At 69.7% G+C, this 22,820-nt stretch carries 16 protein-coding genes; 5 read left to right on the top strand and 11 right to left on the bottom strand.

What is annotated here, in order from left to right; genetic code table 11:
• Positions 1–61 precede the first annotated feature (61 nt).
• The gene (locus KZ813_RS06255; RefSeq protein ID WP_219754104.1) at positions 62–1,540 is read right to left on the bottom strand and encodes an aminotransferase class I/II-fold pyridoxal phosphate-dependent enzyme; all 1,479 of its coding nucleotides are present in this window, start codon (positions 1,538–1,540) and stop codon (positions 62–64) included.
• A 428-nt stretch (positions 1,541–1,968) separates the two neighbouring features.
• Here KZ813_RS06255 and KZ813_RS06250 point away from each other — a divergent pair, with 428 nt between their 5' ends.
• From KZ813_RS06250 to KZ813_RS06230, 5 genes are all read left to right on the top strand, one after another.
• A complete protein-coding gene (locus KZ813_RS06250) occupies positions 1,969–2,769 on the top strand; it encodes a COG4705 family protein (protein ID WP_219754103.1) in 801 nt (266 codons plus the stop codon).
• Positions 2,762–3,499: a hypothetical protein gene (locus KZ813_RS06245; RefSeq protein ID WP_219754102.1), complete on the top strand. Its 738-nt coding sequence runs from the start codon at positions 2,762–2,764 to the stop codon at positions 3,497–3,499. The genes KZ813_RS06250 and KZ813_RS06245 overlap by 8 nt, the downstream gene beginning before the upstream one ends.
• A 169-nt stretch (positions 3,500–3,668) precedes the next feature.
• The gene (gene dgoD / locus KZ813_RS06240; RefSeq protein WP_258046458.1) at positions 3,669–4,931 is read left to right on the top strand and encodes a galactonate dehydratase; all 1,263 of its coding nucleotides are present in this window, start codon (positions 3,669–3,671) and stop codon (positions 4,929–4,931) included.
• Positions 4,925–5,656 carry an SDR family NAD(P)-dependent oxidoreductase gene (locus tag KZ813_RS06235; protein ID WP_219754101.1) on the top strand — a complete coding sequence of 244 codons (732 nt, stop codon included), beginning with the start codon at positions 4,925–4,927 and terminating at the stop codon, positions 5,654–5,656. Before dgoD ends, KZ813_RS06235 begins: the two co-directional genes overlap by 7 nt.
• A 1-nt stretch (position 5,657) precedes the next feature.
• Positions 5,658–7,082 (top strand): sugar porter family MFS transporter, encoded by a 1,425-nt coding sequence (locus KZ813_RS06230; protein WP_219754100.1) that lies wholly within the window; start codon positions 5,658–5,660, stop codon positions 7,080–7,082.
• A 9-nt stretch (positions 7,083–7,091) separates the two neighbouring features.
• On the opposite strand, the gene KZ813_RS06225 is transcribed toward KZ813_RS06230, so the two are convergent.
• The 10 genes from KZ813_RS06225 to KZ813_RS06180 form a co-directional block, all read right to left on the bottom strand.
• Complete coding sequence (locus tag KZ813_RS06225; RefSeq protein WP_219754099.1) at positions 7,092–8,099, bottom strand: SIS domain-containing protein; 1,008 nt, start codon at positions 8,097–8,099, stop codon at positions 7,092–7,094.
• Between the two features lie 32 nt (positions 8,100–8,131).
• Complete coding sequence (locus KZ813_RS06220) at positions 8,132–8,899, bottom strand: FadR/GntR family transcriptional regulator (protein ID WP_219754098.1); 768 nt, start codon at positions 8,897–8,899, stop codon at positions 8,132–8,134.
• Between the two features lie 9 nt (positions 8,900–8,908).
• Positions 8,909–9,925 carry an aldose epimerase family protein gene (locus KZ813_RS06215; protein ID WP_219754097.1) on the bottom strand — a complete coding sequence of 339 codons (1,017 nt, stop codon included), beginning with the start codon at positions 9,923–9,925 and terminating at the stop codon, positions 8,909–8,911.
• Between the two features lie 58 nt (positions 9,926–9,983).
• Positions 9,984–12,719, bottom strand: a complete 2,736-nt coding sequence (locus KZ813_RS06210) for a TonB-dependent receptor (RefSeq protein WP_219754096.1) — start codon at positions 12,717–12,719, stop codon at positions 9,984–9,986.
• Between the two features lie 288 nt (positions 12,720–13,007).
• Complete coding sequence (locus KZ813_RS06205) at positions 13,008–15,209, bottom strand: alpha-galactosidase (RefSeq protein ID WP_219754095.1); 2,202 nt, start codon at positions 15,207–15,209, stop codon at positions 13,008–13,010.
• Positions 15,210–15,522: 313 nt separating this feature from the next.
• Positions 15,523–16,623 (bottom strand): Gfo/Idh/MocA family protein, encoded by a 1,101-nt coding sequence (locus tag KZ813_RS06200; protein WP_219754094.1) that lies wholly within the window; start codon positions 16,621–16,623, stop codon positions 15,523–15,525.
• Between the two features lie 147 nt (positions 16,624–16,770).
• The gene (locus KZ813_RS06195; protein ID WP_219754093.1) at positions 16,771–17,796 is read right to left on the bottom strand and encodes a c-type cytochrome; all 1,026 of its coding nucleotides are present in this window, start codon (positions 17,794–17,796) and stop codon (positions 16,771–16,773) included.
• Between the two features lie 154 nt (positions 17,797–17,950).
• The gene (locus tag KZ813_RS06190; protein ID WP_219754092.1) at positions 17,951–18,874 is read right to left on the bottom strand and encodes an SGNH/GDSL hydrolase family protein; all 924 of its coding nucleotides are present in this window, start codon (positions 18,872–18,874) and stop codon (positions 17,951–17,953) included.
• Positions 18,874–20,025 carry a glycoside hydrolase family 76 protein gene (locus KZ813_RS06185; RefSeq protein WP_219754091.1) on the bottom strand — a complete coding sequence of 384 codons (1,152 nt, stop codon included), beginning with the start codon at positions 20,023–20,025 and terminating at the stop codon, positions 18,874–18,876. The genes KZ813_RS06190 and KZ813_RS06185 overlap by 1 nt, the downstream gene beginning before the upstream one ends.
• Positions 20,025–22,811, bottom strand: a complete 2,787-nt coding sequence (locus KZ813_RS06180) for a TonB-dependent receptor (RefSeq protein ID WP_219754090.1) — start codon at positions 22,809–22,811, stop codon at positions 20,025–20,027. Before KZ813_RS06180 ends, KZ813_RS06185 begins: the two co-directional genes overlap by 1 nt.
• Between the last annotated feature and the right edge of the window lie 9 nt (positions 22,812–22,820).

Genomic DNA, 22,820 nt, shown 5'->3' with positions numbered 1-22,820 from the left:
GGGTCGATCGCGAGGGCGAACGGGCGTCCGAGAGAGGGGAGCGGTGACGTCCGGCGCCGCGTCAGCTCGGCGCGTCGGCGCTGGCCGCGACGCATCGGATCGTCCGTTCACTAGGGTCGGTCGGATCGAGCAGGAACATGCCCAGGTCGCGATTGGCGGTCAGCCAAGCGACGTGCTCGGCGCCGATCCGCTGGCCGGGAACGAGCCGGGGTACGCCTGGCGGGGCGGGGGCGACGATCTCCGCGGCGATCCGGCCCGCCGCCTCTTCCAGCCGGACATGCTCGACCGGCCCGAAGAGAGCGTCGGCGGGCGCCGCCGCCATCTCCGTCGTCAGCGTCGCGATGCGGGGCGCCTCGGCCGCCGACGTCGGCGTCAGGTCGCCTTTCCCAATCCGCGCGACGCAGTCGGCGAGGCCCTTCGCCAGCGCGCGCACGTCGCCGACGGTCGTGCCGACCGAGACGACGGCGAGCAGGTGGCGCGCGTCGGAGAGACCGACGCAGAGCCGGTGATGCTCGTTGAGCCAGTCGTCGATCGCGTATCCCGAGACGCCGAGAGCCGACACGTCGATCAACACCTTCGTGGGATCGAGCTGCGAGCCCGGCGGAAGGTCCGGCTCATCCAGGACGCGGATGCCCGCGATGCCCGCCAGCCGCGCGCGCAGATCTGCGGCCCGCGCGATCGTCCCGCGCCATATCGCCTCGCCGTCCACGGCATGGTCGCGCCGCGCGGCGTCGAGGCTAGCCAGGATCGGCACCGAGGGGCTGGTCGTCTCGTAGAGCTCGTACGCCATCCACAGCCGCTGCCGGTCGACCAGCTCGCCGCGCGCGAGGAGCGCGGAACCTTGGGTCAGCGCGCCCATCGTCTTGTGCATGCTGTAGACGGCCACGTCGGCCCCCTTCGTCAGCGCGTCGTCGGGCAGCGCCTCGCAGAAGGCGAAGGCGCCACCCCATGCCGCGTCGCAGATCAGGGGTACGCCGCGCCGGTGGCAAAGGTCGGCCAGGGCGGCGACGTCGCTCGTCACGCCGTAATAGGTCGGCGAGACCAGGACGAACGCCTTGGCGCCCGGGTTAGCGTCGAGAGCGGCGGCAAGGGCGGCGGGGTCGACGCCGTGCTCGACGTCCCAGCCATCGTCGACGATCACGGGCACGATGCGCGCGTCCAGCCCCGCCGCCAGCGCATGCGCACGCTCCGCCTTGTGAACGTTGGCAGCCAGCAGGATCGTGTCGCCGGCACGGGCCACCGCGGCCAGCGCCATGTGGAGGCTCAGCGTGGAGCCCCCGGTCACGAACCGGCAGAAGTCGGCGTTCCACGCCTCCGCCGCGATCTCGTGCGCCCGCTGAACGACATGCGCGCCCTCCCTTCGATCGTCGAGCCCCTTGGGGGTGATGACGTCCGCCTCGAACACGCGCGAGCCGAGCAATTTGCGGACGTCGCGCGCGGCACCCCGACCCAGATTGTGGCCAGGCGCGCCGAAGCCGCGGACGGGCCTTCGCTCCATCGTCGCCAGCGCCTCGAGGATGGGTGTCTGCTTCTGATCCATGCCGCGTCGAACGCGCGACGACGCAGGATGACCCGAGATCACAACGTCGACAGCATTGCTGCTCGGGCCGGTCGCATGAACCAGCGTCCGCCTCGGGCGCGCGATCGCGCGGCCCCGAAGGTCCGGCACCGGGTCCGAGTGCGCCGGAGGCGGACGGCGCAGGCCGTAGCTGCTCGAACGTCCCCGCCGCCGTCCCCGCGACCCGCGCGATGTCCATCAGGTCGGTCCTTCCCCACGCTTCGGCATCCAGCGGGCCGCCGTGAACGCCCGAGACGGTCTCGCGCGTCGTGACCTTGTCCCGCTCCGCGATCTGACCGCGGATCGTGACAGCCCTGGCCCTGAGCACCGTCCGTTCACGCCGATGCAGCGATCATGGCGTCGCATGAAATCCGCTCCACGCGACCGAAGTGCCGGGCTAAGACGTGGTGATGACCGCTCTCGATCGTCACGCCGCCAAGGTCCCCGCCGTCACCCTCGGGTTCTGGATCATCAAGATCCTCGCCACGACGCTCGGCGAAACGGGCGGGGACACGGTGTCGATGACGTGGCTGGGCGAGACCACGTCCGAGGCGGGGCAATCCGGGATCAACGGTTACCTCGCCGGAACCGCGATATTCGGCCTGCTCCTGTTCGCGCTTGTCTGGCTGCAGATCAGGGCGCGCCGCTTCAATCCCTGGCTCTATTGGGCAACGATCATCGCCTCGACGACCGCCGGAACGACACTGGCCGACTTCGCGGATCGGTCGCTCGGCATCGGCTATGCGGGCGGCTCGCTTCTTCTCCTCGCCTGCGTGCTCGCGTCGCTCGCATCGTGGCGGTGGACGCTCGGCACGGTCGCGGTGAGCAGTGTCGCAACGCCGCGTGCCGAGCTCTTCTACTGGATCACGATCACTTTCTCGCAAACGCTCGGTACCGCGCTGGGGGACTGGGCGGCGGACGGCGGGCTGGGCTATGGTGGCGGTGCGCTGGTGTTCGCCGCCGGCCTGGCGCTGCTCGCCATCCTCTATCGAACGACGGGCGTCAGTCGCGTGGCGTTGTTCTGGGCGGCGTTCATTCTGACCCGGCCGCTCGGGGCAACGGTCGGCGATCTCTTCGACAAGCCGGTCTCGAAGGGCGGTCTCGACGTGAGCCGCCCCGTCGCGTCGCTGATCCTCGCAGCCGTGATCATGCTGCTCATCGCGGTGCTGCCCCAACGGCCCAGCGTGATGCCGGCCGACGATCATGGCTGACATACGATATCTCGTCGCCGCGGCGGTCGCCTTGATCGTCGCGACACCCGCGGCGGCGGGGCCACCGTTTCTCACCGACGATCCGGAGCCGACCGACTTCCGTCACTGGGAGATCTACGCGCCCTTGTTCGAGGTCGACGGCCGCGGCGCGGAATATGGCGGTGCGGTCGGTGCCGAGATCAACTATGGTGCTCTACACGATCTGCAGCTGACGGTTGGCCTGCCTCTGGCCTTCGCACATGAGCGCGCCGGCTACACGAGCGGGCGCGGCGATCTCGAGCTTTCGGTGAAGTACCGCTTCTATCACGACGACGAGCACGCCGTCTCCATCGCGGCCTTTCCCGGTACGACCTTGCCGACCGGAGCACGAAGCCTGAGCGCGCGTCGGGTGACCGCGCTGCTCCCCATCTGGGGCCAGAAAAACGTAGGGGCGTGGTCCGTGTTCGGCGGCGGAGGCTATGCTCTGAACCCAGGTGCCGGCAATCGCAACTACTGGACGGGGGGTATCGCGGTGACTCGCACGCTATCCTCGCACCTGCTTCTCGGGCTCGAGGCACAGCGGCAGGGTGCCGATCGCCGCGGTGGACGCGCTTCCACGATCATCGGCATGGGCGGCATCGTGCAGCTGAGTCGCACGCTCCGCATCTTGGGATCATGTGGCCCGAGCATCAGCGACGGCGGCGGGCACGCGGCGTTCCACGCGTTTGTCGCCGGCGGACTCACCTTCTAATCTCCCTGGGATGCCGCCTCTTCGTCGCGGGCAAAATATGCTATTTCGCGTCTCCGCTCAGTCGCCGGCTATCGTGGCTTCTCCGCCAGGATCCGCATGCCAGCCCTGATCCCCTGCTCCGGATATGTCGCCTGATCGCCGGTCCCTTCACATTAAATATGATCTTTGATTGACCGCGCGGGGTCATCCTTTACTGTGGTCATCGAGAAGCCGCTTGGGGGGACATCGTGGAAGGCAAGGCGAGTCCGGGGATGGCTGCGGTGAGCCGCACCCGATGAGCGGCGCGGCTGACCGGATCGTTCGCGTGGAGGCATTCGCCGTGCCGCCGCGCTGGCTCTTCGTCCGCGTCGAGACGGCGCAGGGCGCGATAGGCTGGGGAGAAGCGACCCTCGAGGGGCACGTCGAGGCCGTCATGGGCGCACTCGACGCCATGCGGGACAGGCTGATCGGTCATGATCCCGAGCGGATCGAGGACGCGTGGCAGCTCTCGCATCGGCTGGGGTTCTATCGAGGGGGGCCGGTCTTGCTCTCCGCCATCGCCGGCGTGGATCACGCCTTATGGGACATCAAGGCGCGCAAGCTCGGCGTCCCGGTCTACCAGCTGCTCGGCGGACGCGTGCGCGACCGTATCGCCGTCTACGCCTGGATCGGCGGCGACCGCCCGTCGGATGTCGCCACCGCGGCGCGCGAGAGGATCGCTCAGGGCTTCACGGCGGTGAAGATGAACGGGACCGACGATCTCGGCTGGCTCGATAGCCCGCGAACGGTGGACGAACTCGCCGCGCGCGTGAGCGAGGTACGCGCCACGGGCATCGACGTCGGGATCGACTTCCACGGACGCGTCCACCAACCGATGGCGCGCCAGGTGCTGCGCGCGATCGAGCCGTTCGGCCCGCTGTTCGCCGAGGAGATCGTCTTGGGCGACAATGCTGAGGTGTTCGCCCGTCTCGCCGGCTTCAGCAGCGTGCCGCTCGCGCTGGGCGAGCGACTCTACAGCCGGTGGGACTTCCGGCCCTTCTTCGAGAGCGGTGCGGTCGACATCGCTCAGCCCGATCTCGCCCACGCGGGCGGCATCTCCGAGTGCCGGCGCATCGCGGCCATGGCGGAGGCATATGACGTCGCGGTCGCCCCGCACTGTCCGATCGGCCCGATCGCGCTGGCCGCCTGTCTCCATTTGGCGGCGGCCACGCCCAACTTCGTCATCCAGGAGGTCTCCATGGGCATCCACTACAATGCCGCCTCGACCGATCTCACCGGACTGACGCGCAACCCCGAGCTGTTCGGCATCGAGGGTGGAAGCATGGCGGTACCCACGGGCCCAGGGCTAGGCGTCGAGATCGACGAGGACGCCGTGCGTGAGATGGCGGCAACGCCGCATCGCTGGCGCAACCCGGCATGGCGCGGGCCGCACGGTGAGTTGCGGGAATGGTGAGCGGGCGGGGCGTCGTCATCACCGGGGGGCTCGGTGACATCGGGATGGCGGTGGCCCGCGTGTTCGCGGGCCAGGGCGGATCGCTCCTGCTGCTCGATGCCCGGGGCGATCCAGACGACGCTTCGTCGGCGCTGCGGGCGCTCGGCGCGACGCAGGTGTTGGTGCACCGCGTCGACGTGACCGACGCGGCGGCGGTGACCGAGGCGGTGGCCGAGGCGCATACCGCCTTCGGAACGATCGACGTGATCGTGAACGTCGCGGGTATGATGATCTACAAGCCGCTCGCCGAACTAGGGGCAGACGATTGGCGTCGCCTGCTCGACGTGAACCTGATCGGCGCCGCGCTGCTCATCGGCGAGGCGTTCCGTCGGATGCGACCGGGCGGCTGCGTCGTGAACGTGGCATCCGTACATGCTCGGCGGACATCGCCGCTGGTCGCTCCTTATGCGGCTGCCAAGGCGGCGCTTGTCAGCCTCACCCGCTCGGCCGCGATCGAGGGCAAGCCGCTCGGCATCCGCGTCAACGCCGTACTGCCCGGGGCGATCGACACCGCGATGCTTCGCGCCAGCCCGAACATCCGCTCCGGCGCGGAAGTGATCGATCCGGACGACCTCGGGCAGCCGGAGGACGTGGCGGCGCTGGTGGCCTTTCTCGCCTCGGACGCGGCGCGATTCATCACCGGCGAGGACGTGGTCGCCGACGGCGGCCGGATGGGGAGACTGTAGCATGCACGTCAGCGACGTCGGGGTGAAGCACGGCGACGCGGCGGCGGTGACGCCGGGCGCGACCCGGGCGATGTGGCTGGCGGCGGCGGTGTCGGCGCTGGGCGGATTGCTGTTCGGCTACGACTGGGTCGTGATCGGCGGCGCAAAGCCTTTCTACGAGGCGGCGTTCGGCCTGGTGACGCCATGGCAGCAGGCATGGGCGGTCAGCTGTGCCCTGATCGGCTGCCTCGCCGGCGCGAGCGGTTCCGGCGTGCTCGCGGACCGTCACGGGCGCCGCCCCGCTCTCCTTGCCGCGGCGCTGATCTTCGCGGTCTCCTCGATCGGCACCTCGCTGGCCGGTGGCTTCGGCGCCTTCGTGGCGTGGCGTATCGCCGGCGGCGTCGCGATCGGCATGGCGTCAGGGCTCTCGCCGCTCTACATCGCCGAGATCGCGCCGGCCGGCAGTCGCGGCCGGCTCGTCGTGCTCAACCAGATCGCGGTGGTGCTCGGCCTGCTCGGGGCACAGATCGTCAATTGGCTCATCGCCGCACCGGTCCCCCGGGGCGCGGACGTCGCGGCGATCGCCGCCTCGTGGAACGGAACGGTCGGCTGGCGCTGGATGTTCGCCGCGGCCGCGGTGCCGGCGGCCGCCTTCGTGATCGGCTGCCTGACCATCCCGGAGAGCCCCCGCTGGCTCGCGCAGCGCGGCCGGTGGGATCGTGCGGACGCGGTGCTGCGCCGCCTCGGTGGCGACGCGCATGCCGATGCCGCACTCGCGGAGATCAGGACTGCGCTGGCGGCGGCGCCCGGACGAAGCCTGCGCGCCATCGTGGCGGAGCCCCGCTTCCGCCGCGTGATGGTCATAGGCATCGCGCTGGCGGTGCTGCAGCAATGGTGCGGCATCAACGTCATCTTCAACTACGCGCAGGAGATCTTCGCGGGCGCGGGCTATGCGGTGTCGGACACGTTGTTCAACATCGTCGTCACCGGCGCGGTCAACTGCGTCTTCACCCTGGTCGCGCTCGTGACCGTCGAGCGCTGGGGGCGACGCCGCCTGCTCCTCATCGGCTGCGTCGGCCTGGCGCTGATCTACGCCGTGCTCGGCGGCGCCTATGTCGCGGCCCTGCAGGGCTGGCCGCTGCTGCTGCTGGTGGTCGCCGCGATCGCGGTGTACGCGATGACGCTCGCCCCGGTGACCTGGGTGGCCTTGGCGGAGATATTCCCGGGCGAGGCGCGGGGCGCGAGCATGGCGGTGGCGACCACCGCGCTCTGGGGCGCCTGCTTCCTCCTGACCTACACCTTCCCCCTGATCAACGCCTGGGCGGGGACGGGTTACACATTCTGGTGCTACGGCATCGTGTGCGCCGCCGGCTTCCTCTTCATCCTGCGCCGCCTGCCGGAGACGAAGGGGAAGACGCTCGAGCAGATCGAGCGCGAGTGGCGGTGAGCGCGGCGGTCATTCGGTCACCTTCGATGTGTGCCGCGGCGTGCCGATCCCGGCCGGGATCGTCCTCAGCGCCATCGCGACGTTCAGCTGCTGCACCGCGAGCACCATGTCGGTCGCGGCGGCAAGTCCATGATTGGCGGGAAGCGCGACCTCCGTGCCCGCGAGCAGCGACGCCGAGCCGCTGGCGTCGAGGATGACCAACGCCGCGCCGGTGCGCGCCACGGCCGTCGCGGTGGGTGGCACGAGCGCGGCGTCGACACCCGCGCTGCGCAGGAGGATCACGCCGATCCCGGGTCGTAGCAGCTCGAGCGGGCCGTGGCGGAACTGCCCGCCCTCGAAGCCGATCGAGGGCAGCCGCGCCAGCTCCATGAGCGAGAGCGCGGCGCTCTCGGCGGTGCCGTGCATCGCGTGCCAGCCGGCGAAAACATAGGCGTCGCAGCCGTCGAGCGTATCGGCCGCCTCCTCCATGTCGATGACGGCCTCGGTCTCCAGAACCCGACGCAGCGGGCCCTGCGACGCGCCGAGCCGCTCCAGAATGACCCCGTGCATCGCGAGGCTGAGCACGATGCTGCGAGTGGCGGCGAAGGCATGCTCGGTGCCACCGTGCGCGACGATGGCGGCGCGTACGCCGCGCGCGAGCGTGCTCCCCGGCTCGAGCGTCAGGCCGAACCGCTCCTCCGATCCGCTCGGCCGTGCGAGCAGCTGGCGGATCTCGCCCGACTCTCCGGACTGCGAGAGGATCAGCGCGGTGCGCGGCCGGTCGGGCAGCGGTGCGCTCAGCGCGGCCGAGGCGATCATCGTGCGAGCGTCGAGCCCGAGATCCCGGTAGAGCGGCGCGACGATGCGGTTGACATGCTGCGACCCGCCCATCGCGTAGAGCAGCAGCGACCCGGTCCGCCGCGCGCTCTCCGCGATCGCGTCGACGGCAGGGCCGGGCGTGTCGAGGGTCGCGAGAGCGTCGCCGCGCTGACGCGCCATCTCCGCCAGCATCAACGTCAGCCCCGGATGATCGCCCATCGTCGCACTCCCTTGCCGTTGAGAAGCCTCGGTCACGGTCGCAGCGGGTGCTTCCCCGCGACGAGCAGGAGCTCGAGCGCGCCACGGATCAGGTCGCTCATGCGGGCGCCCGCGAGCACCGGCTCCCCTTCCAGGATCGCATCGGCGACGCGCTTGTGGTCGCGCGCGCTCGCGCGCGGCACGCCCTTGTACTCGTTGGTTCGGCGGATGGAGAAACGCAGCGTGGTCTCCACCAGTCCGGTGAACTGGCGCATGAAGCGATTGTTGCTCGCCTCGAGCACGGCAACGTGGAAAGCGATGTCGGCGTCCAGCGCGTCGCCGTCGCCGTGATCGGCGGCGAACATGTTCTGGATCGCCTCGCTGATCGCGCGTCGTTGCGGCCCGGTCGCCGAGTGCGCCGCCAGTGTCGCCGCCCGCGGCTCGATCGACATGCGGATCTCGGTGAAGTCGATGAGCAGATCGATCGAGAACTCGCGCTGCAGCATCCAACGCAGCACGTCGGGGTCGAGCAGGTTCCAGCTGCCCTCGGGCTGCACGACAGTGCCGGCGCGCTTCCGTGCCAGCAGCAGCCCCTTCGCGGTGAGCATCTTCACGGCCTCGCGCAGCACGGGGCGGCTGGCGTCGTAGCGGTGGCAGAGCTCCGCCTCGGTCGGGAACGGCTGGTCGGCACGGAACGCCTGCGTGACGATGGCGAGACCCAGATCGTTGACGATGCTGGCCGTCAGGTTGCGACCCTCGCTCGGCACCGTCGGCGCGCCGTCCTCCCGCGGAAGCCGTTCTCCTGCTGATGCGTCGATCATGTCTCGTGCCTAGCCGAGCATGCCCTCTGGTGCGACCCCGAAGCGCAACCGCACCTCCGAGCGGTAGCGCTCGCCGGGATCGAGCCGCGTCGGGGGAAAGTCGGGGCGGTTGCACGCGTTGGGCCAGGCCTGCGCCTCGAGGCACAAAGCGGCGTGCGGCCGCCAGACCTCTTCCAGCCAACCGGCCGCGTAGAGCTGCAGCCCGGGCTGATCGGTCGAGAGCGTCAGCGTGCGGCCGCTACCCGGATGTTCCAGCCATGCGACGGGACGCACTCCGACGCCCTTGAGGCAGAAATTGTGGTTGCCGCCGCGGGAGAGGCGCGCCTGCTCGTCCTCGCTCTCGAGTAGGCTCCCGACCCGCCGCGCCGCGGTGAAGTCGAAAGGCGTGCCACGAACCGGCCGCACGTCTTGCGGCAGCTGGTCGGCATCGATCGCGAGGAAGGAGTCCGCGTCGACCCGCAGCAGGTGGTCCGCGATCGTGCCGCTCCCGCCGGACAGGTTGAAGTAGCCGTGCGACACGAGATTGACGTGGGTCGGCCGGGTCGTCCGCGCGGTATAGACGATGGAGAGCTCGCCGTCGTCCGACAGGTCGAAGGACGACGTGATGTCGAGCGCGCCTGGGAACCCCTGATCGCCGTCGGGACTGTGGTGGCGCATCGTGACATGGTTTGGGCTAGCCTCGCGGACGGTCCAGTTCGCGCGATCGAACCCGACCGGGCCGCCGTGGCGCTGGTGCGCGCCCTCGTTCGCCGCGAGCCGGTGGCGCACCCCGTCCAGCGCGAAGGCCGCGTCGGCGATGCGGTTCGCGACACGCCCGCAGGTCGCGCCGAGATACGCTCCGCCGTCCGGCAGGGCGGCGCGCCGGTTCGCTTCGGGATCGTCATAGCCGAGCAGCACCCGTTCGACCCGACCCGTCCGGTCCGGCGCGTCGATGCGGATGAGCCGCGCGCCGAAGGGGCTGATCGCGGCCGTCACGCCGCTGGCGGAGGCGAGGACGAGCGGCTCGGGGACCGGAGCGATGGTCATGCCGCCCTCCTACGCGCGAACGACCGGTTCGACCATGAGCTCATCCCTCACACGAGGCTCAGAAGTTCGCCCTCAGGCCGAGCGAGATGCGGCGGCCTTGGTCGGACACGGTGATGAGCCGCTCCGTAAAGCGCGAGTAGCTGCGGAACTGCTCGTCGGTGAGGTTCAGTACCTCGCCGAACACCGCGACCCGGTCGTTGATCTTGATCGAACCGCTCAGGTCGATCTGCTCGTATCCGAAGATGTTCTCCGGCTGGCTCTGGGGCCCGAACGTCTGGCGCAGGAACGGTGCGCGCCAATTGTACGCTGCGCGCAACTGGAAGCGATCGTCCTCGTAGAAGGCGACCAGATTGGCGGTGTCCGACAGGCCTTCCACGTTGAAGGTCTGGTTGCTGAGCGACGGATCGAAGCGGATCGAGCTCTTCACCTTTGTGTAGTTCGCGCTGGCGCCCAGATGGTTGAAGGGTGCGGGCAGGAAGTCGAAGGTGGCCTGCACGGCGCCCTCGATCCCGTATACGTCGCCGTTCTGCGCGTTGTACGGCCGATTGGCGATGAAATCGAGGCCGAAATACTCCTCCGGCTGCTGCCCCGATATGATGAAGTTCTGCAGCTTCTTGTAGAAGCCGGTCACGCTGGCGTAGCTGGCGCGCGAGAAATAATAGTCGGCCGAGAGATCCGCGTTCCACGCGAGGAACGGCTTCAGATAGGGGTTGCCGCCGCTCACCGTGTTGGAGTTCGGCGGCCGGAAGACGAAGTCCTGGCTGAGGCCGAGGCGGCTGAGCGTCGGTCGCGTCAGGGTGCGCGAGCCGGCGAGGCGCAGTACCAGCTTGTCGGTCGCGTCGAGGCGGAAGTTCACGGTCGGCAGCACGTAGGTGTAGCGGTTGGTGGCGTCGACCGGGACGGTCGGGCTGTAGACCGGCACGGCGGCGGTCGGGTCGGCGGGATTCTGGATCACGTCGAGCAGCGTCACCGAGAAGCCCGTGGCGTACACGTCCGTATGGACCAGCCGCGCGCCCAGCATCGCGCTCCACCGGCTGCTACCGATGTCGCCCTTGAACAGCGTCTGCAGATAGGCCGCGTAGGTGTTCTCGCGCACCGTGCCCGAGCCGCGGTCGCGGTCGATCGGATCGAGGCTGTTGTTGTTGCCCTGGTAGACCGCGAGGAAGCGGTTGCGCGCGTCGATCGCGGACTGCGAGTTGTCGCCGACCTGGTTCACCGCGGCGGCCGACCCGTAATAGGCCACCAGCGCGTCGCGATCGTAGGTCAGCCAGGTGAGATTGCGCCCGAGCACGTTCGCGTTGAAGTCGGTGAAGAGCGATCCCGGCGCGAGCGCCTGGTAGCCGCAGTAGAAGCAGCCGAGCGGCTCCGGCGATTCACGCACCACCGTGGTCTTCTTGCGGTTGGTGAAGAGCAGCCCGGCCTGGAGCTTGTCCAGCACGCTGCCCACGTCCCAGGTCAGGTCGACCGTGGCCTGATTGACGGTATCGCGGTTGCGGCCGCCGCGCTCCGAGCAGCAGTGCAGCCGCGGCGCGGACTTGTCGTTCGTCGCGAGCGTGTCCGTGATCGTCGGCAGTCCATCGGGACCGTCCAAGGTGAACCGCGGCGTGACGCCGATCTGGCGCGTGCCGACGACATAGAAGAGCTGGTCGGAGTCGTTGCGCGTGTTCGAGTGCGCCACATCGCCGACGATGGTCAGCGCGTCCGCCGGCTTCCACTCGACATTGAGGCCGAGCTGATAGGTGCGCGCGTCCTGCGGGTTGGTGGCCAGGATGTTGTCCGACGCGAGGCCCGAGGTCGCGGTGGCGGGCAGGACGGTGAAGTCGGTCACCGTGCCGTTCCCGTTGACGGTCGCGGAGGTGATGCGATCGGGGTCGGTGTAATAGCCCAGCTGGTTCGTGACGCTCTTCGTCTTCTGCTGCGTGTAGAGCGCGTCGAAGCGGAACTTCAGCGCGTCCGAGGCGAAATAGTCGACCGCGAACGTGCCGCCGATCCGCTCGCGATCGTTGTAGGTGGAGGTGAAGTTGAGCGTCCTGGGCAGCGAGACGCCCTCGCCCCCGGCAGGCCGCGAGTCGCGCACGCCGTCGCCGTTGGTGTCGATGTTCTGGTCGGTGATCCAGCCGTCGGTCGAGATGTTGCCCAGCCGCGAGATGCGCTTGTCGTAGATGAAGCTCGCCAGCACGCCGAAGGTGCGCTCGTCGTTGGAGCCGCTGATCACGCCGGAGATGACCGGGGTGATCTTGTCCGCCGTGTTGTCGTGGCGCCCCGCCGCGCTGCCCGCGAAGCGGAAGCCGGCGCGGTCGGTCGGCCGAGCGGTGCGGAGGATCACGGTGGAGCCGATGCCGCCCTCCTGCAGCCGCGCTTCGGACGACTTGTAGACCTCCGCGCCGCTGATCAGCTCGGACGAGAGGATGTCGAAGGAGAAGGACCGGCCGCCGCCTTCGGTCGACAGCAGCCGGCCGTTCAGCAGCACGGTGTTGAACTCGGGTCCGAGCCCGCGGACGGTGACCCCGCGGCCCTCGCCGTTGACCCGGTCGACCGACACGCCGGGGATGCGCTGCAATGACTCGGCGATGTTCGCGTCCGGGAAGTTGCCGATGTCCTCGGCGGAGATCGCGTCCACCACGCCGATCGTGTCCCGCTTCAGCTCGAGCGAGCTCTCGAGGCTGGCGCGGATGCCGGTCACGACGATGTCGTCGACCGGCTGCCCGTCGGGGGCGATCTGCTCGCCGTCGGAGGGGACGGTAGGTGAGGTCGCGGCAGGGGACGCCGGCGTCGTCGGCGCGGTCTGCGCCATGGCGATCTCCGGAGACAGGGACAGGAGGAGGCCGACGGCCGCCCCCGACATCAGCACGGACATATACCTGGCGTTCGACATCGTCGTCTCCCCTGTTGGCTCTCAGGCCTTACAGAGAACAAATATGATATTACCGCGGATGTCCAGCCTCATTCGTCGCGGCATCTGCTTTCGTCGTCACGGGTCGGCATGGAGCCGTGCCTTGCACGAGCTAACGCGCGCCAGCCTCCGCCGTCGATCAGCGAACGACGGGGGAAGGTCGGCTAGCTTAATATATCGGACTTATGTCTACCGCACGCGGGTCAGGATCATGCCGACGCCCACGAAGTCGCCCCGCAGCGTGACGTCGACGCCGTGGTTCATCCAATAGGCGCCGGTGGCTTGGGCCGGGATCGTCGCTGGCAGCGGCGTCGAGTCCATCGCCTCGATCCGATAGACCGCATCGGGATCGAGCCCCAGCAGCTGGATCGTCGGCATCACGTCGAGCTTGTGGGTCGAGCCGACGAGGGTGAACAGCGCCGCCCGCGCGCGGTCCTGCGCGACGTAGAGGTTGGTCCAGCGCGCATCCGCGGGGTTCTCTCGGTTGAGCCGGTACAGGGAGCCGTGCTGGACGGTCTCGCGGATGCGCTTGTAGGAGGCGACGTAGTAGCGGGCTGTCGCCATGTCCGCGTCACCCCATCTGTTGAGGTTCGTGCCGATGCCGAGGCCGCCCTGCATCGCGGACAGGAAACGGAACGGCAGCGTGGTCTGTCGCTGGTTCACCCAGTTGGGACTGTCCGTCACCCAGGCCATCATCGTGCCGGGCGCATAGGCCTGGGTGTAGCCGTCCTGGATCTGCAGCCGGTCGAACGGGTCGGTATTGTCGGACGGCCACATCTCGTCGGTGCGCGCCATGATGCCGAGGTCGACCCGCCCGCCGCCGCCCGAGCAGCTCTCGATCTCGATCGCGGGATGTCGGCGGCGCAGCTCGTCGAGGATGTAGTAGAGGTTGCGGACGTACGCGACGTAGATCGTCTGCTGGTCGGCGACGTCGGCGTCGGGCCAGCCCGGCTCGGACCAGTTGCGGTTATAGTCCCACTTGAGAAAGGCGATGTCGTTCTGCGTCAGCAGATCGTCGAGCACCTTCAGGACGTGGTCGCGCACGTCGGTGCGCGCGAGGTTCAGCACCAGCTGGTTGCGCCCCTCGGTCCGCGGGCGGCCCTTGTACTGCATCGCCCAATCGGGGTGGGCGCGGAACAGGTCACTGTCAGGATTGACCATCTCGGGCTCGACCCACAGGCCGAAATCCATGCCGAGCGCCTTGACCCGGTCGATCAGTGGTGTGAGCCCGTTCGGGAACTTGCGCGGGTTGACCGTCCAGTCGCCCAGCCCGGCATGGTCGCTGTCGCGCGCGCCGAACCAGCCGTCGTCCATCACGAAGCGCTCGACGCCGAGGCTGGCGGCGCGCGTCGCCAGCGCCAGCTGCTCCGCCTCGTTGACCTTGAACTCGGTCGCCTCCCAGCTGTTGTAGAGCACCTTGCGCAGGGCGGGCGCGTCGCCGCCGCGACGCGGCAGGATCCGCTCGCGTTCGAAGCGGTGGAACAGCCGGGACGCTCCGCCGCGACCCTGATCCGAGAAGCCGACGTAGAACATCGGCGTCTCCAGCTTGGCGCCGGGGCGAAGCCGATAGGCGAAGTCGAAGGGATTGAAGCCGCCCACGATCCGCACGCGCCCGGTCACGTCCTGGTCGAACGACATCCGCCATGACCCGCTCCACCCCAGCGCGCCGATCCACGCCGGTCCGCTCTCCTCGGTGGTGTTCGCGCGCGTGATCTGGAACCAGGGATTGTTCTCGCTGCCGGTCGAGCCGCGGCGGCTCTCGAGCACGGTGGCGCCGGTACGCAGTGGCCTTTCCTGTAGCGTCCACTCCGCGGCCCAGCGCCCGGTGGAATAATGGAGCCTATAGTCATATGCCACGGGGAGGGTGAGTCCGGCCGCCGCGACCTGGTCCAGGCGCACGTCACCGGTGCTTCGGTTCTCGATCACCGCGGAGCGGGCGACCACTCCGGTGTCGCGGTCGATCCTATAGGTCAGCGTGACGAAGATGGGGCGGTCCAGATCGCTGAGCGTTACCCGTATCTCGTCGCCGTCGATCTGGTGATCGCGGTAGTAGAGGACGAGATCGCGGTTCCCATCGGGGTAGGTGACCTTCAGGGCCGGCTCGGCGTACAGGCCACCGCCCTGTCCGGCGAATTCCTGGGGTACCACATTCGTGGCAACGTCGAAGCCGCTGAGCCCGGACAGCTCGGGCGCGGCCAGCGGCGCGCTGTCGGGCAGCCGCTTGCCCCAGTACACCGACTGGAGGATGCCGGACGCGTTCACCTTGAACGCGTAGGTCACGTCGCCGCCGTCGAGCCGAAAGATGCGGGAGGCCTTGTCGTAGCGCGCCTGCGCGGCCGCCGGTCCGGCGAAGGCGAACAGTCCGGCTCCGACGAGCAAGCGGAACAGCATGGGATCTCTCCTTTCGGGTATCCGTAAACATGTCATACTTAATATCAAGGGACTGCATGACGTCAGTCACTCGTGTAGCAGGGCGGCGGTTCGGCTCCGCAGCCGCTCAGACCTGCGGAAAGTATGATCTTTCCCTGCAACTGCCCTGAGCATGGTGAGGTGCGGGCAGACCGGCACGACAGATCGCCGCTCCGTCTCCCAGGCGCCGGCGGCGACCAGCCGGCGAAGCTGAGCATGAGGCACTGACCGGTGCCGGGGAGTCAGCGGTCCGCTCCCGACGACCCCTTTCGGGTCTCCACCCCTGCTCTCTGCGTCACTCTTGATCGAGAACCACCGTCCTTCCGGTCGCGGCGGAACGGCGCGCGGCGTCGAGGATTCGCGCCACGACCAGCGCGTTGGCGAGCGACGACGGGTCCGTGTCGGCCACGCTGGCGCGTCCGCGAACAACGGCGGCGAGAAAGGCGAACGGGTCGCTGAACGTGGGGGCTGGCGTCGCGAGCGAGCGGTCCACCGGTTCGCCGCGGCGCCGCAGCAGCAGCGTTTTCCCGTCGAGCGTCGACAGCACGCCCGTCTCGCCGAAGAGCTGGATGTCCTTGCGATGGTCGGGCCAGTTCCACGACGCCTGCAGAAGCGCCGTAGCACCGGGGTAGGTCAGCACGATGGTCGCCTCGTCGTCGACCCGCGCGTAGACCGGGTCGCTCTTGAGCCGCTGTGTCACGGCGGTGACGCTGACCGGCGCCTTGCCCTGCATCAGCCAGGTCATCAGGTTGGCACCGTAGCAGCCGAAATCGACGATCGCGCCGCCCCCGTTGGCGCTCGGGTCGACCAGCCAGGAGAGGAACTCGGGCTGCACGCCGATCTCCTTGGGACCGTAATGACCGTCGCGGAACACGACCTTGCGGATCGCGCCCACGCTGCCCGCCGCGAGCGCCGCACTGAGCGCGGTACGGCTCGGATACCAGCTGGTCTCATAGTTGGTGAGCAGCTGGATACCGTGCCGCCGCGCGAGCGCCGCCATCGCCGCGGCCTCCGCCGCGTCGAAGCTCAGCGGCTTCTCGACCATGACGTGGATCCGCCGGGGCGCCGCCGCCTCGACCACCGCGCGATGTTCCGCCACCGATCCGAAAGCCAGCACGGCCTCTGGTCGCACCTGGTCCAGCATCGGCGCGAGCCGGTCGTGCACGAGCGTGGGATCGAGGTGGTAATCGCGGACGTAGCGCGCGGCGACGGCTCGATCCGGCTCGTAGATACCGACGATCTCGACGTCGCCCGTCGCGCGCCTGCCGAGCAGTCCGGCGACATGCCCGTGGGTGAGGCGGGCGATCGCCACGCGAACCGGTCGGTCTGCCCGCTGCGGTGCGGCCCAGCCCGCCGAGGCGAGCATGATCATCAGGATGCCGATCAGCCGATACATCTCACCTCCCACGGACCGCGCGGGTCCGGCCCTCTCCGCTTCCGATACGGCGCTGGCGCTCGGACGATCCAGCGCCAATCTTGCGCTTGCGGCACCGGCGCCGCGTCCACCCCGCGAGCGAGCGCGGCGTGGAGTGGATCGGCTGCCTCACGGCTCCAGCGACGCCAGATAGGCCGTGAGGTTCACGATGTCCGCGTCGGTCAACCGCGATACCACCGGCCTCATCGCCACCGCGTTCTTGCCGTCGCGAGTGCCGCTCTTGAAGTCATACAATTGGCGGGCCATCGCGGTGGGCGATCGACCCGCGATGCTCGGGAATTCGTCGCCCGAGCCCCTCAGGTCTTCGCCATGGCAGGAGGCGCAGGGTAAAGTCCTGCCTCCTCCGCCGCTGGTCGCCAGCGCCTTGCCCTTCCTGATGCTGCCGACGGGTACATAGGCGATGAAGTCCGACGAGGGATCGCGCAGCAAGGTACGCTCGAAGCTCTGCGGCACCTCGATGATCCGCGTGCCGATCGGCTCGGTGGCGCCGCTCGGGTCAACCTTCTGCACGGCGTGCGCGGCAGGATGGGTGACGGGCACGACGTCGCTCTCGACGAGGCGGAGCCTCTTCACCGGTCTGATGGAGTGGAAATATTCCGAGGCCTGCCGCGCATCATCGAGGGGCAGTGCCTTCGCGATCTCCACCATCTTGGCGAGCGGCGCACCGCTGATCGACGCGTGACGATGATCGTCCCGCATGTCGGCGAGCTGTTGCAGCATGTAGGCGACCGGCAGACCGCGAAGATCGCTGGTGTCGGGCTTGCCGCCACCATCGATGAGGTGGCACTGGCCGCAGGCGTTATAGGCGCCCTCTCTCCCGCTGATCACGGGCGCCGGCGGCACCGGATGGCGCTCCGGAAACCAGTCGATCGTCGCCCTCTGCCCGTTGATCTGGGTGAAGGTGAACGCCTGTCTGCTCCCGGGAACATGGAACAACGTCCCGTCTTCCTTCGCCTCGTCCGGCACGCCGCGCGGATAGGGCCATGCGGGAACGTCCGTTCGTGCGAGCGCCGGCGCAGGGTCGAGGCTCGGCGTCTCGGCGGCGAACGCCTGATAGGCGCGGCAGGCGACGAAGACACCGGCGAGGGCCGCCACGACGGCGCCGTTCAGCTGGGGGGATCTGAACGAGAACATGGTCTTTCGCCTTCGCGTTGGTCGCTCGTCGATCGCCGGCGGCGAAGGATCGCACCCGACGCCGCAGCCTAGCGCCCTCGCCCGAGCGCGCCTAGTCGGTCTCATGCGCGCCCCACGCCTGCGATCCGTGCTGCCGTGCCCAGCGCGCCCATCCTCATGTGCGGGGCAGTGCGTCGCTGGCAACACCGACCGGCGACCGGGCATCGGCCGCCGCGCCCCGCGCGCGACGGTCTACCGGCTGCCGGGCATTGCGGCCGTCGCGCGCTCGACCCGTGTCACCGTCCAAGATGCGGACGAGCGCCGCAGCGACCGCGGCATGCCCCGCCGCGGTCGGGTGCCACGACGCGCCGTCGTTCGACCGGCCGACCGCGTATGGCTCGGCCGAGCAGGAATCATGGCCGCGCGACAGGGCGCCCGCGCGCAGCAGCGTCGCGCCCGCACGCCGCGCGACCGCGGCGGTGACGCGCGCGAGCCGGCGATAGGTCGCGCGCGCGCGTGTCAGCGCGACCGCGTCATAGGGGATGGTGGCGCATGGGCGCGCCGGCAGCATGTCGAGATAGTCGACGAACACGAGCCGCGCGCGCGGCGCGCGCCGGCGCACCTCCCGCGCCACCTGGGCGAGGTTGCGCTCCAGTCGCGCCCATGCCGCCGCGGTCGGGGCGGGCGGCCGCGCGCAGCGCCGGGCCTCGCCCGCGCGCGCCGAGACGCACTCGGCACGCGCGAGGTCGCCGACGAGATGGACGTCGTTGCCCCCGATCGTCACCGTCACCAGCCGGGTCGCCGCGGTGACGCGGTCGAGCTGCGCCGGCAGCTCGTCCCAGGCGTGGAGAAGATGCGTCGTGGTCGACCCGCCGCAGCTCGCGTCGACGAGGTCGAGGTGGAGCCGCCTCGCGACGAGGCGGGGATAGTTGTTGACGGTCTGGCCGCAGCGCGCCGGCGTCGACGGTGCCGGCGCGCCGATCCCCGCCCCCGCCGCATAGGAGCTGCCGAGCGCCACATAGGCGGATCCCGGCGTCAGGGCGGCGGGCGCCGCCACCGCTGGCGCGGCGACGAGCGCGAGCAGCGCCGCGCCGCGCATCAGTAGAGCATGGCCCAGTCGGCCGGGCGCCACGCCAGCACGGCCTCGACCTGCACCAGCGCGGCCGTGTCGATCAGCTCGGCGCGGCGGCCGCCGAACTGCACGAGGCCGGCGTCGTTGCGCCGACCGCGCCACATCCGGTCGGCATAGCCGCGCATGGCATCCACGTCGCGGCGCTCCCGCGTCGCGTGCGCCAGCAGCAGCAGGTTCTTGAAGTAGATCGCGTTGAAGGGCGGCGGCTGGTCGTCGACCTGGCCGGGCGCGACGAGCCGATCGTGGCTCGCCGCGGCGACGCGGCGCGCCTCGGCGAGGTAGCGCGCCTCGCCCGTGGCGCGCCACAGCAGCACGTTGACCCCGACCGGTACGCCCTGATTGTAGCTCCACACGCGCGGCTCGATCGTGCCGTCGCGCTTGATATGGTCGGCGTACAGGCCGTCGCGGCGCTGCAGCGTCGCGTTGGTCCAGCGATAATAGCGCAGTGCGTCGTCGAGATACGCGCGCTCGCGCGTGATCAGGTACAGGCGCGCGCCGAGCTCGGCGGCGGGCATGTTCGACACGGTGTTGCGGTCGCCGTTGTCGCGCTTCTGCGTCCACACCACCCCGCCGGGCGAGCGCAGCCCCTTCTCCTCGGACCAGCCCGAGCGCACCAGCGCGAAGATCGCGCGCGCGCGGCGCAGCGACTCGGCGTCGCGGCGGTAGAGATGGTGCTGCACCTCGGCGAGCCCGACCCACTCATTGTCGTCGTAATAGAGGTCGTCGCCGTGACCGAGCGGCGCGACCACCTTGGCGAGATGCCCCGCGACCCCGGTGGTCGAGGTCCGCGACCAGTAACGCTGCTGCGCCGCGCGCACCGTGGCGAGCGCGGGCGCGAAGCGGCGCCCCGCCGCGCCCGGCATCATCGCGAGGTCGAGCAGCGCGACATGCGCCTGCGAGAAGGGCCACTCGGTCGAGTAAAGCTCGTCGCTCGGGCGGGGCGGATGATACTCGCGGTAGAGCCCGGTGCCGTCACCCACCGCGAAGGCCCTCTCGAGCGCGCCGTGCCAGGCGAGCGCGCGCTCTCCATGATCGGGGGCGGGCGCCGCCGTCCCGCGCGCGCCGGCGAGCGCCAGCGCGCCGCCGACGACCGCGCGGCGCGTCGGATGCGCCGCCATCAGAAGCGGAACCGCGCGCCGAGCGCGAAGACGCGGCTCTCGTAGCGGACGTCGCGCGGGTAGCTCGCGTTGGCCAGCCCCGGCACCGCGCGCAGCGCGCGATAGGGCGATCCGGTGATGTTGCTGACGTCGAAGGTCAGCGTCACCGCCTCGATCGCGGCGACCGACAGCGAGAAGTCGAGCCGCTCGATCGGCCGGTTGAACTCGGCGCCGATCAGCTGGCCGGCGTTGTCGGTGGCGAAGAAGTTGGTCACGCGCGAGCGCCAGTTGTACGCCAGCCGCGCCGACACCGGTCCCTTCTCGTAGATGCCGACCGCGTTGTAGCTCCACTTCGACACGCCGGGGATGTCGCTGTCCTGCCCGGCCACGCCGAGCGAGACGGGCAGCGCCTGCGACGCGTCGATATAGGTGGCGTTGAGCTGGGTGCCGAAGCCGCTCAGCACGCCCGGCAGGAAGTCGAAGAAGGTCTGGAACGCCACCTCGGCGCCCTGCAAGCGGCCCTTGCCGCCGTTCTCGGGCCGGTTGACCGTCACGAGCGAGGGATAACCGAGATCGACCTGGCTGTTGAGGTTGGTGATGAAGCCCTGCACGTCGCGGCGGAAGATCGCCCCGGTCAGCGAGCCGGTCTTGGAGAAATACCATTCCAGCGAGGCGTCATAGTTGGTCGACAGGATCGGTTGCAGGTTGATGTTGCCGCTGCTGCCCGTGATCGGCGTCACGCCGGGGCTGCCGATCGTCACCGCGGGGTTGAGCTGGTTGTACTCGGGCCGCGTGCGCGTCTCGGTCGCGGAGAGGCGCAGCTGGAGCTGGTCGGTGAACTTGGCGCGGAACGAGGCGCTGGGCAGCACGTCGACATAGTTCTGCCGCGAGGTGGTGGTCTGAAGCTCCCCGCCGACCAGCGCGTTGCCGGTCAGCCGCGCCTTGGTGTTGACGATCCGCGCGCCGACCACGCCGTCGACCGGCACGCCGCCCACGTCGAAGCCATAGTGGAACTGGCCGTAGAAGGCGTAGGATTTCTCCACCGCGTCGAGCCGCTCGTTCTGCACATAGGCGGGGATGTCGGAGTCCCACGCAGCGCGCTCGGCCAGCGCGGCGGGGGTGCCGATCTGTTCCAGCCCGCTACGCGCGAGGTCGCGCAGCGCCTCGATATTGTCGACGATCCCCGCGCGCGTCGGCGCGTACCACTGGCTCAGCCCGGGCGCCTGGCCGCCGCGGAAGCCGCGGTCGATCGGCGTGCCGGTGTCGCCGCCGGGGATGTCGGAGAGGCTTAGGCCGAGCGGGCGCAGCGTGGCGTAGCGCCCGCCGCTCTGCAGCCGCGCGTCGCGGTCGGTCAGGCGGAAGCCGACATCGAGCTGGGTGATCACGGGCAGCTCGGTCTCAAGCTTGAGGTCGGTCCGCCACTGGATGCCCTTGCCGGTCGCCAGCGAGCGGCGGTCGTAGATGCCGCGCAGGATGTAGCTGTTGGCGTCGTTGGCGGCGAAGCCGGGCAGGCCGAACTGGGCGCCGCCGTCCTGCCCGCCGATGTCGAAGACGAGGTTGGCCGACTGCGCGGTCGCCGGCGCGAAGTCGATGTTATAGTCGGTATATTCGGCCTTCGAGTCGGTATACGCGAAGTCGGTCGTCAGCGTCGCGCGGCCGGTTTTCCACGACCCGCCGATCGCCCCCTGATAGGCGTTGGTGCGCCCCGCGCGCGTGCTGCGCGAGAAGTCGATGCCGCGCCCGTTGGCGAAATCGGGCGTGACGGTGATGCTCTCGAGCGTCCCCGGCTCGGCGGCGTTGCGGACGATGTTGGTCAGCGCCGGGTTGTTGTTGACGAGATCGAAGCCCGCGAAATCGTTGGCCACGTCCGTCCGCGCGCCCTGGAACAGCCCGTCGACGTAGAATTCCAGGTTGGGGGCGGGGCGCCACTGGATCGTGCCGTTGACCGACGGCCGCCAGCGTTTGCCGCGGTCGTAATACACGCCCGCGCTCTCGGGCAGCACGAAGTCGCGCGGTCCGTCGACCGGCTGGTTCGCGCCGGGGCTCACGATGTTACCGTTGATGTAGCGCGACGAGGTGAGATAATGGAGCTGGGTGTAGGACACGTTGACCAGCGCGCCCAGTTCGCCGATCGGCGTGTCCCAGCGGTCGGTCACCAGCACGTTGAAGTTGGGGTCATACTTGCGCGCCTGGTCGCCGTAGGTGCCGCGCACCGCGCCCGCGATCTGGAAGCCGTCGAAGTCGAACGGGCGGCGCGAGCGCACGTTGATCAGGCCGGCGATGCCGCCCTCGATCAGGTCGGCGCTGGTGGTCTTGTACACCTCGAGCCCGGCGAGCGCGCCGGCGGGGAAGTCCTGCAGCGCGACGTTGCGCAGCTCGGCGGTGAACATCTCGCGGCCGTTGTAGGTGGTGGTCAGGTTAGGCAGGCCGCGCACCTGCACGCCGCCGGCCTCGTCGCTGCTGCGATTGACCTGAACGCCGGTGATCCGCGCCAGCGCCTCGGAGGCGTTGTTGTCCGGCAGCTTGCCGATATCCTCGGCCACCACCGCGTCGACGATCTGGTCGGAGTCACGCTTGAGCGCCTGCGCGGTCTGGAGGCTGCGGCGCAGCCCGGTGACGACGATGTCGTCTGACCCCGGCGGCGCGGCGACCGCGCCGTCCGCCGCGGCGGGCGGCCCGGCCTCGGCCGGCGCCTCGCCCTGCGGCGCGGCGGGCGGCGCGTCCTGCGCGATCGCCGCGGCGGGCCACAGCGAGGCCGCGGCGAGCGCCAGCGCGGAGGTCCGCGCGAGCTTGTTCAACTGGGTCATGGTCACTCT

It is taken from the genome of Sphingomonas folli (assembly GCF_019429525.1).
GTDB classification, from domain to species: domain Bacteria; phylum Pseudomonadota; class Alphaproteobacteria; order Sphingomonadales; family Sphingomonadaceae; genus Sphingomonas; species Sphingomonas folii.
Note: the sequence above shows the minus strand (reverse complement) of the source record. Positions and strands in the feature narration are given on the sequence as shown.

Coding starts and splice junctions, on each gene's coding strand:
- KZ813_RS06255 (WP_219754104.1), bottom strand. CDS start 1,540: ATGGATCAGAAGCAGACACCCATCCTCGAGGCGCTGGCGACGATGGAG.
- KZ813_RS06250 (WP_219754103.1), top strand. CDS start 1,969: ATGACCGCTCTCGATCGTCACGCCGCCAAGGTCCCCGCCGTCACCCTC.
- KZ813_RS06245 (WP_219754102.1), top strand. CDS start 2,762: ATGGCTGACATACGATATCTCGTCGCCGCGGCGGTCGCCTTGATCGTC.
- KZ813_RS06235 (WP_219754101.1), top strand. CDS start 4,925: ATGGTGAGCGGGCGGGGCGTCGTCATCACCGGGGGGCTCGGTGACATC.
- KZ813_RS06230 (WP_219754100.1), top strand. CDS start 5,658: ATGCACGTCAGCGACGTCGGGGTGAAGCACGGCGACGCGGCGGCGGTG.
- KZ813_RS06225 (WP_219754099.1), bottom strand. CDS start 8,099: ATGGGCGATCATCCGGGGCTGACGTTGATGCTGGCGGAGATGGCGCGT.
- KZ813_RS06220 (WP_219754098.1), bottom strand. CDS start 8,899: ATGATCGACGCATCAGCAGGAGAACGGCTTCCGCGGGAGGACGGCGCG.
- KZ813_RS06215 (WP_219754097.1), bottom strand. CDS start 9,925: ATGACCATCGCTCCGGTCCCCGAGCCGCTCGTCCTCGCCTCCGCCAGC.
- KZ813_RS06210 (WP_219754096.1), bottom strand. CDS start 12,719: ATGGCGCAGACCGCGCCGACGACGCCGGCGTCCCCTGCCGCGACCTCA.
- KZ813_RS06205 (WP_219754095.1), bottom strand. CDS start 15,209: ATGCTGTTCCGCTTGCTCGTCGGAGCCGGACTGTTCGCCTTCGCCGGA.
- KZ813_RS06200 (WP_219754094.1), bottom strand. CDS start 16,623: ATGTATCGGCTGATCGGCATCCTGATGATCATGCTCGCCTCGGCGGGC.
- KZ813_RS06195 (WP_219754093.1), bottom strand. CDS start 17,796: ATGTTCTCGTTCAGATCCCCCCAGCTGAACGGCGCCGTCGTGGCGGCC.
- KZ813_RS06190 (WP_219754092.1), bottom strand. CDS start 18,874: ATGCGCGGCGCGGCGCTGCTCGCGCTCGTCGCCGCGCCAGCGGTGGCG.
- KZ813_RS06185 (WP_219754091.1), bottom strand. CDS start 20,025: ATGGCGGCGCATCCGACGCGCCGCGCGGTCGTCGGCGGCGCGCTGGCG.
- KZ813_RS06180 (WP_219754090.1), bottom strand. CDS start 22,811: ATGACCCAGTTGAACAAGCTCGCGCGGACCTCCGCGCTGGCGCTCGCC.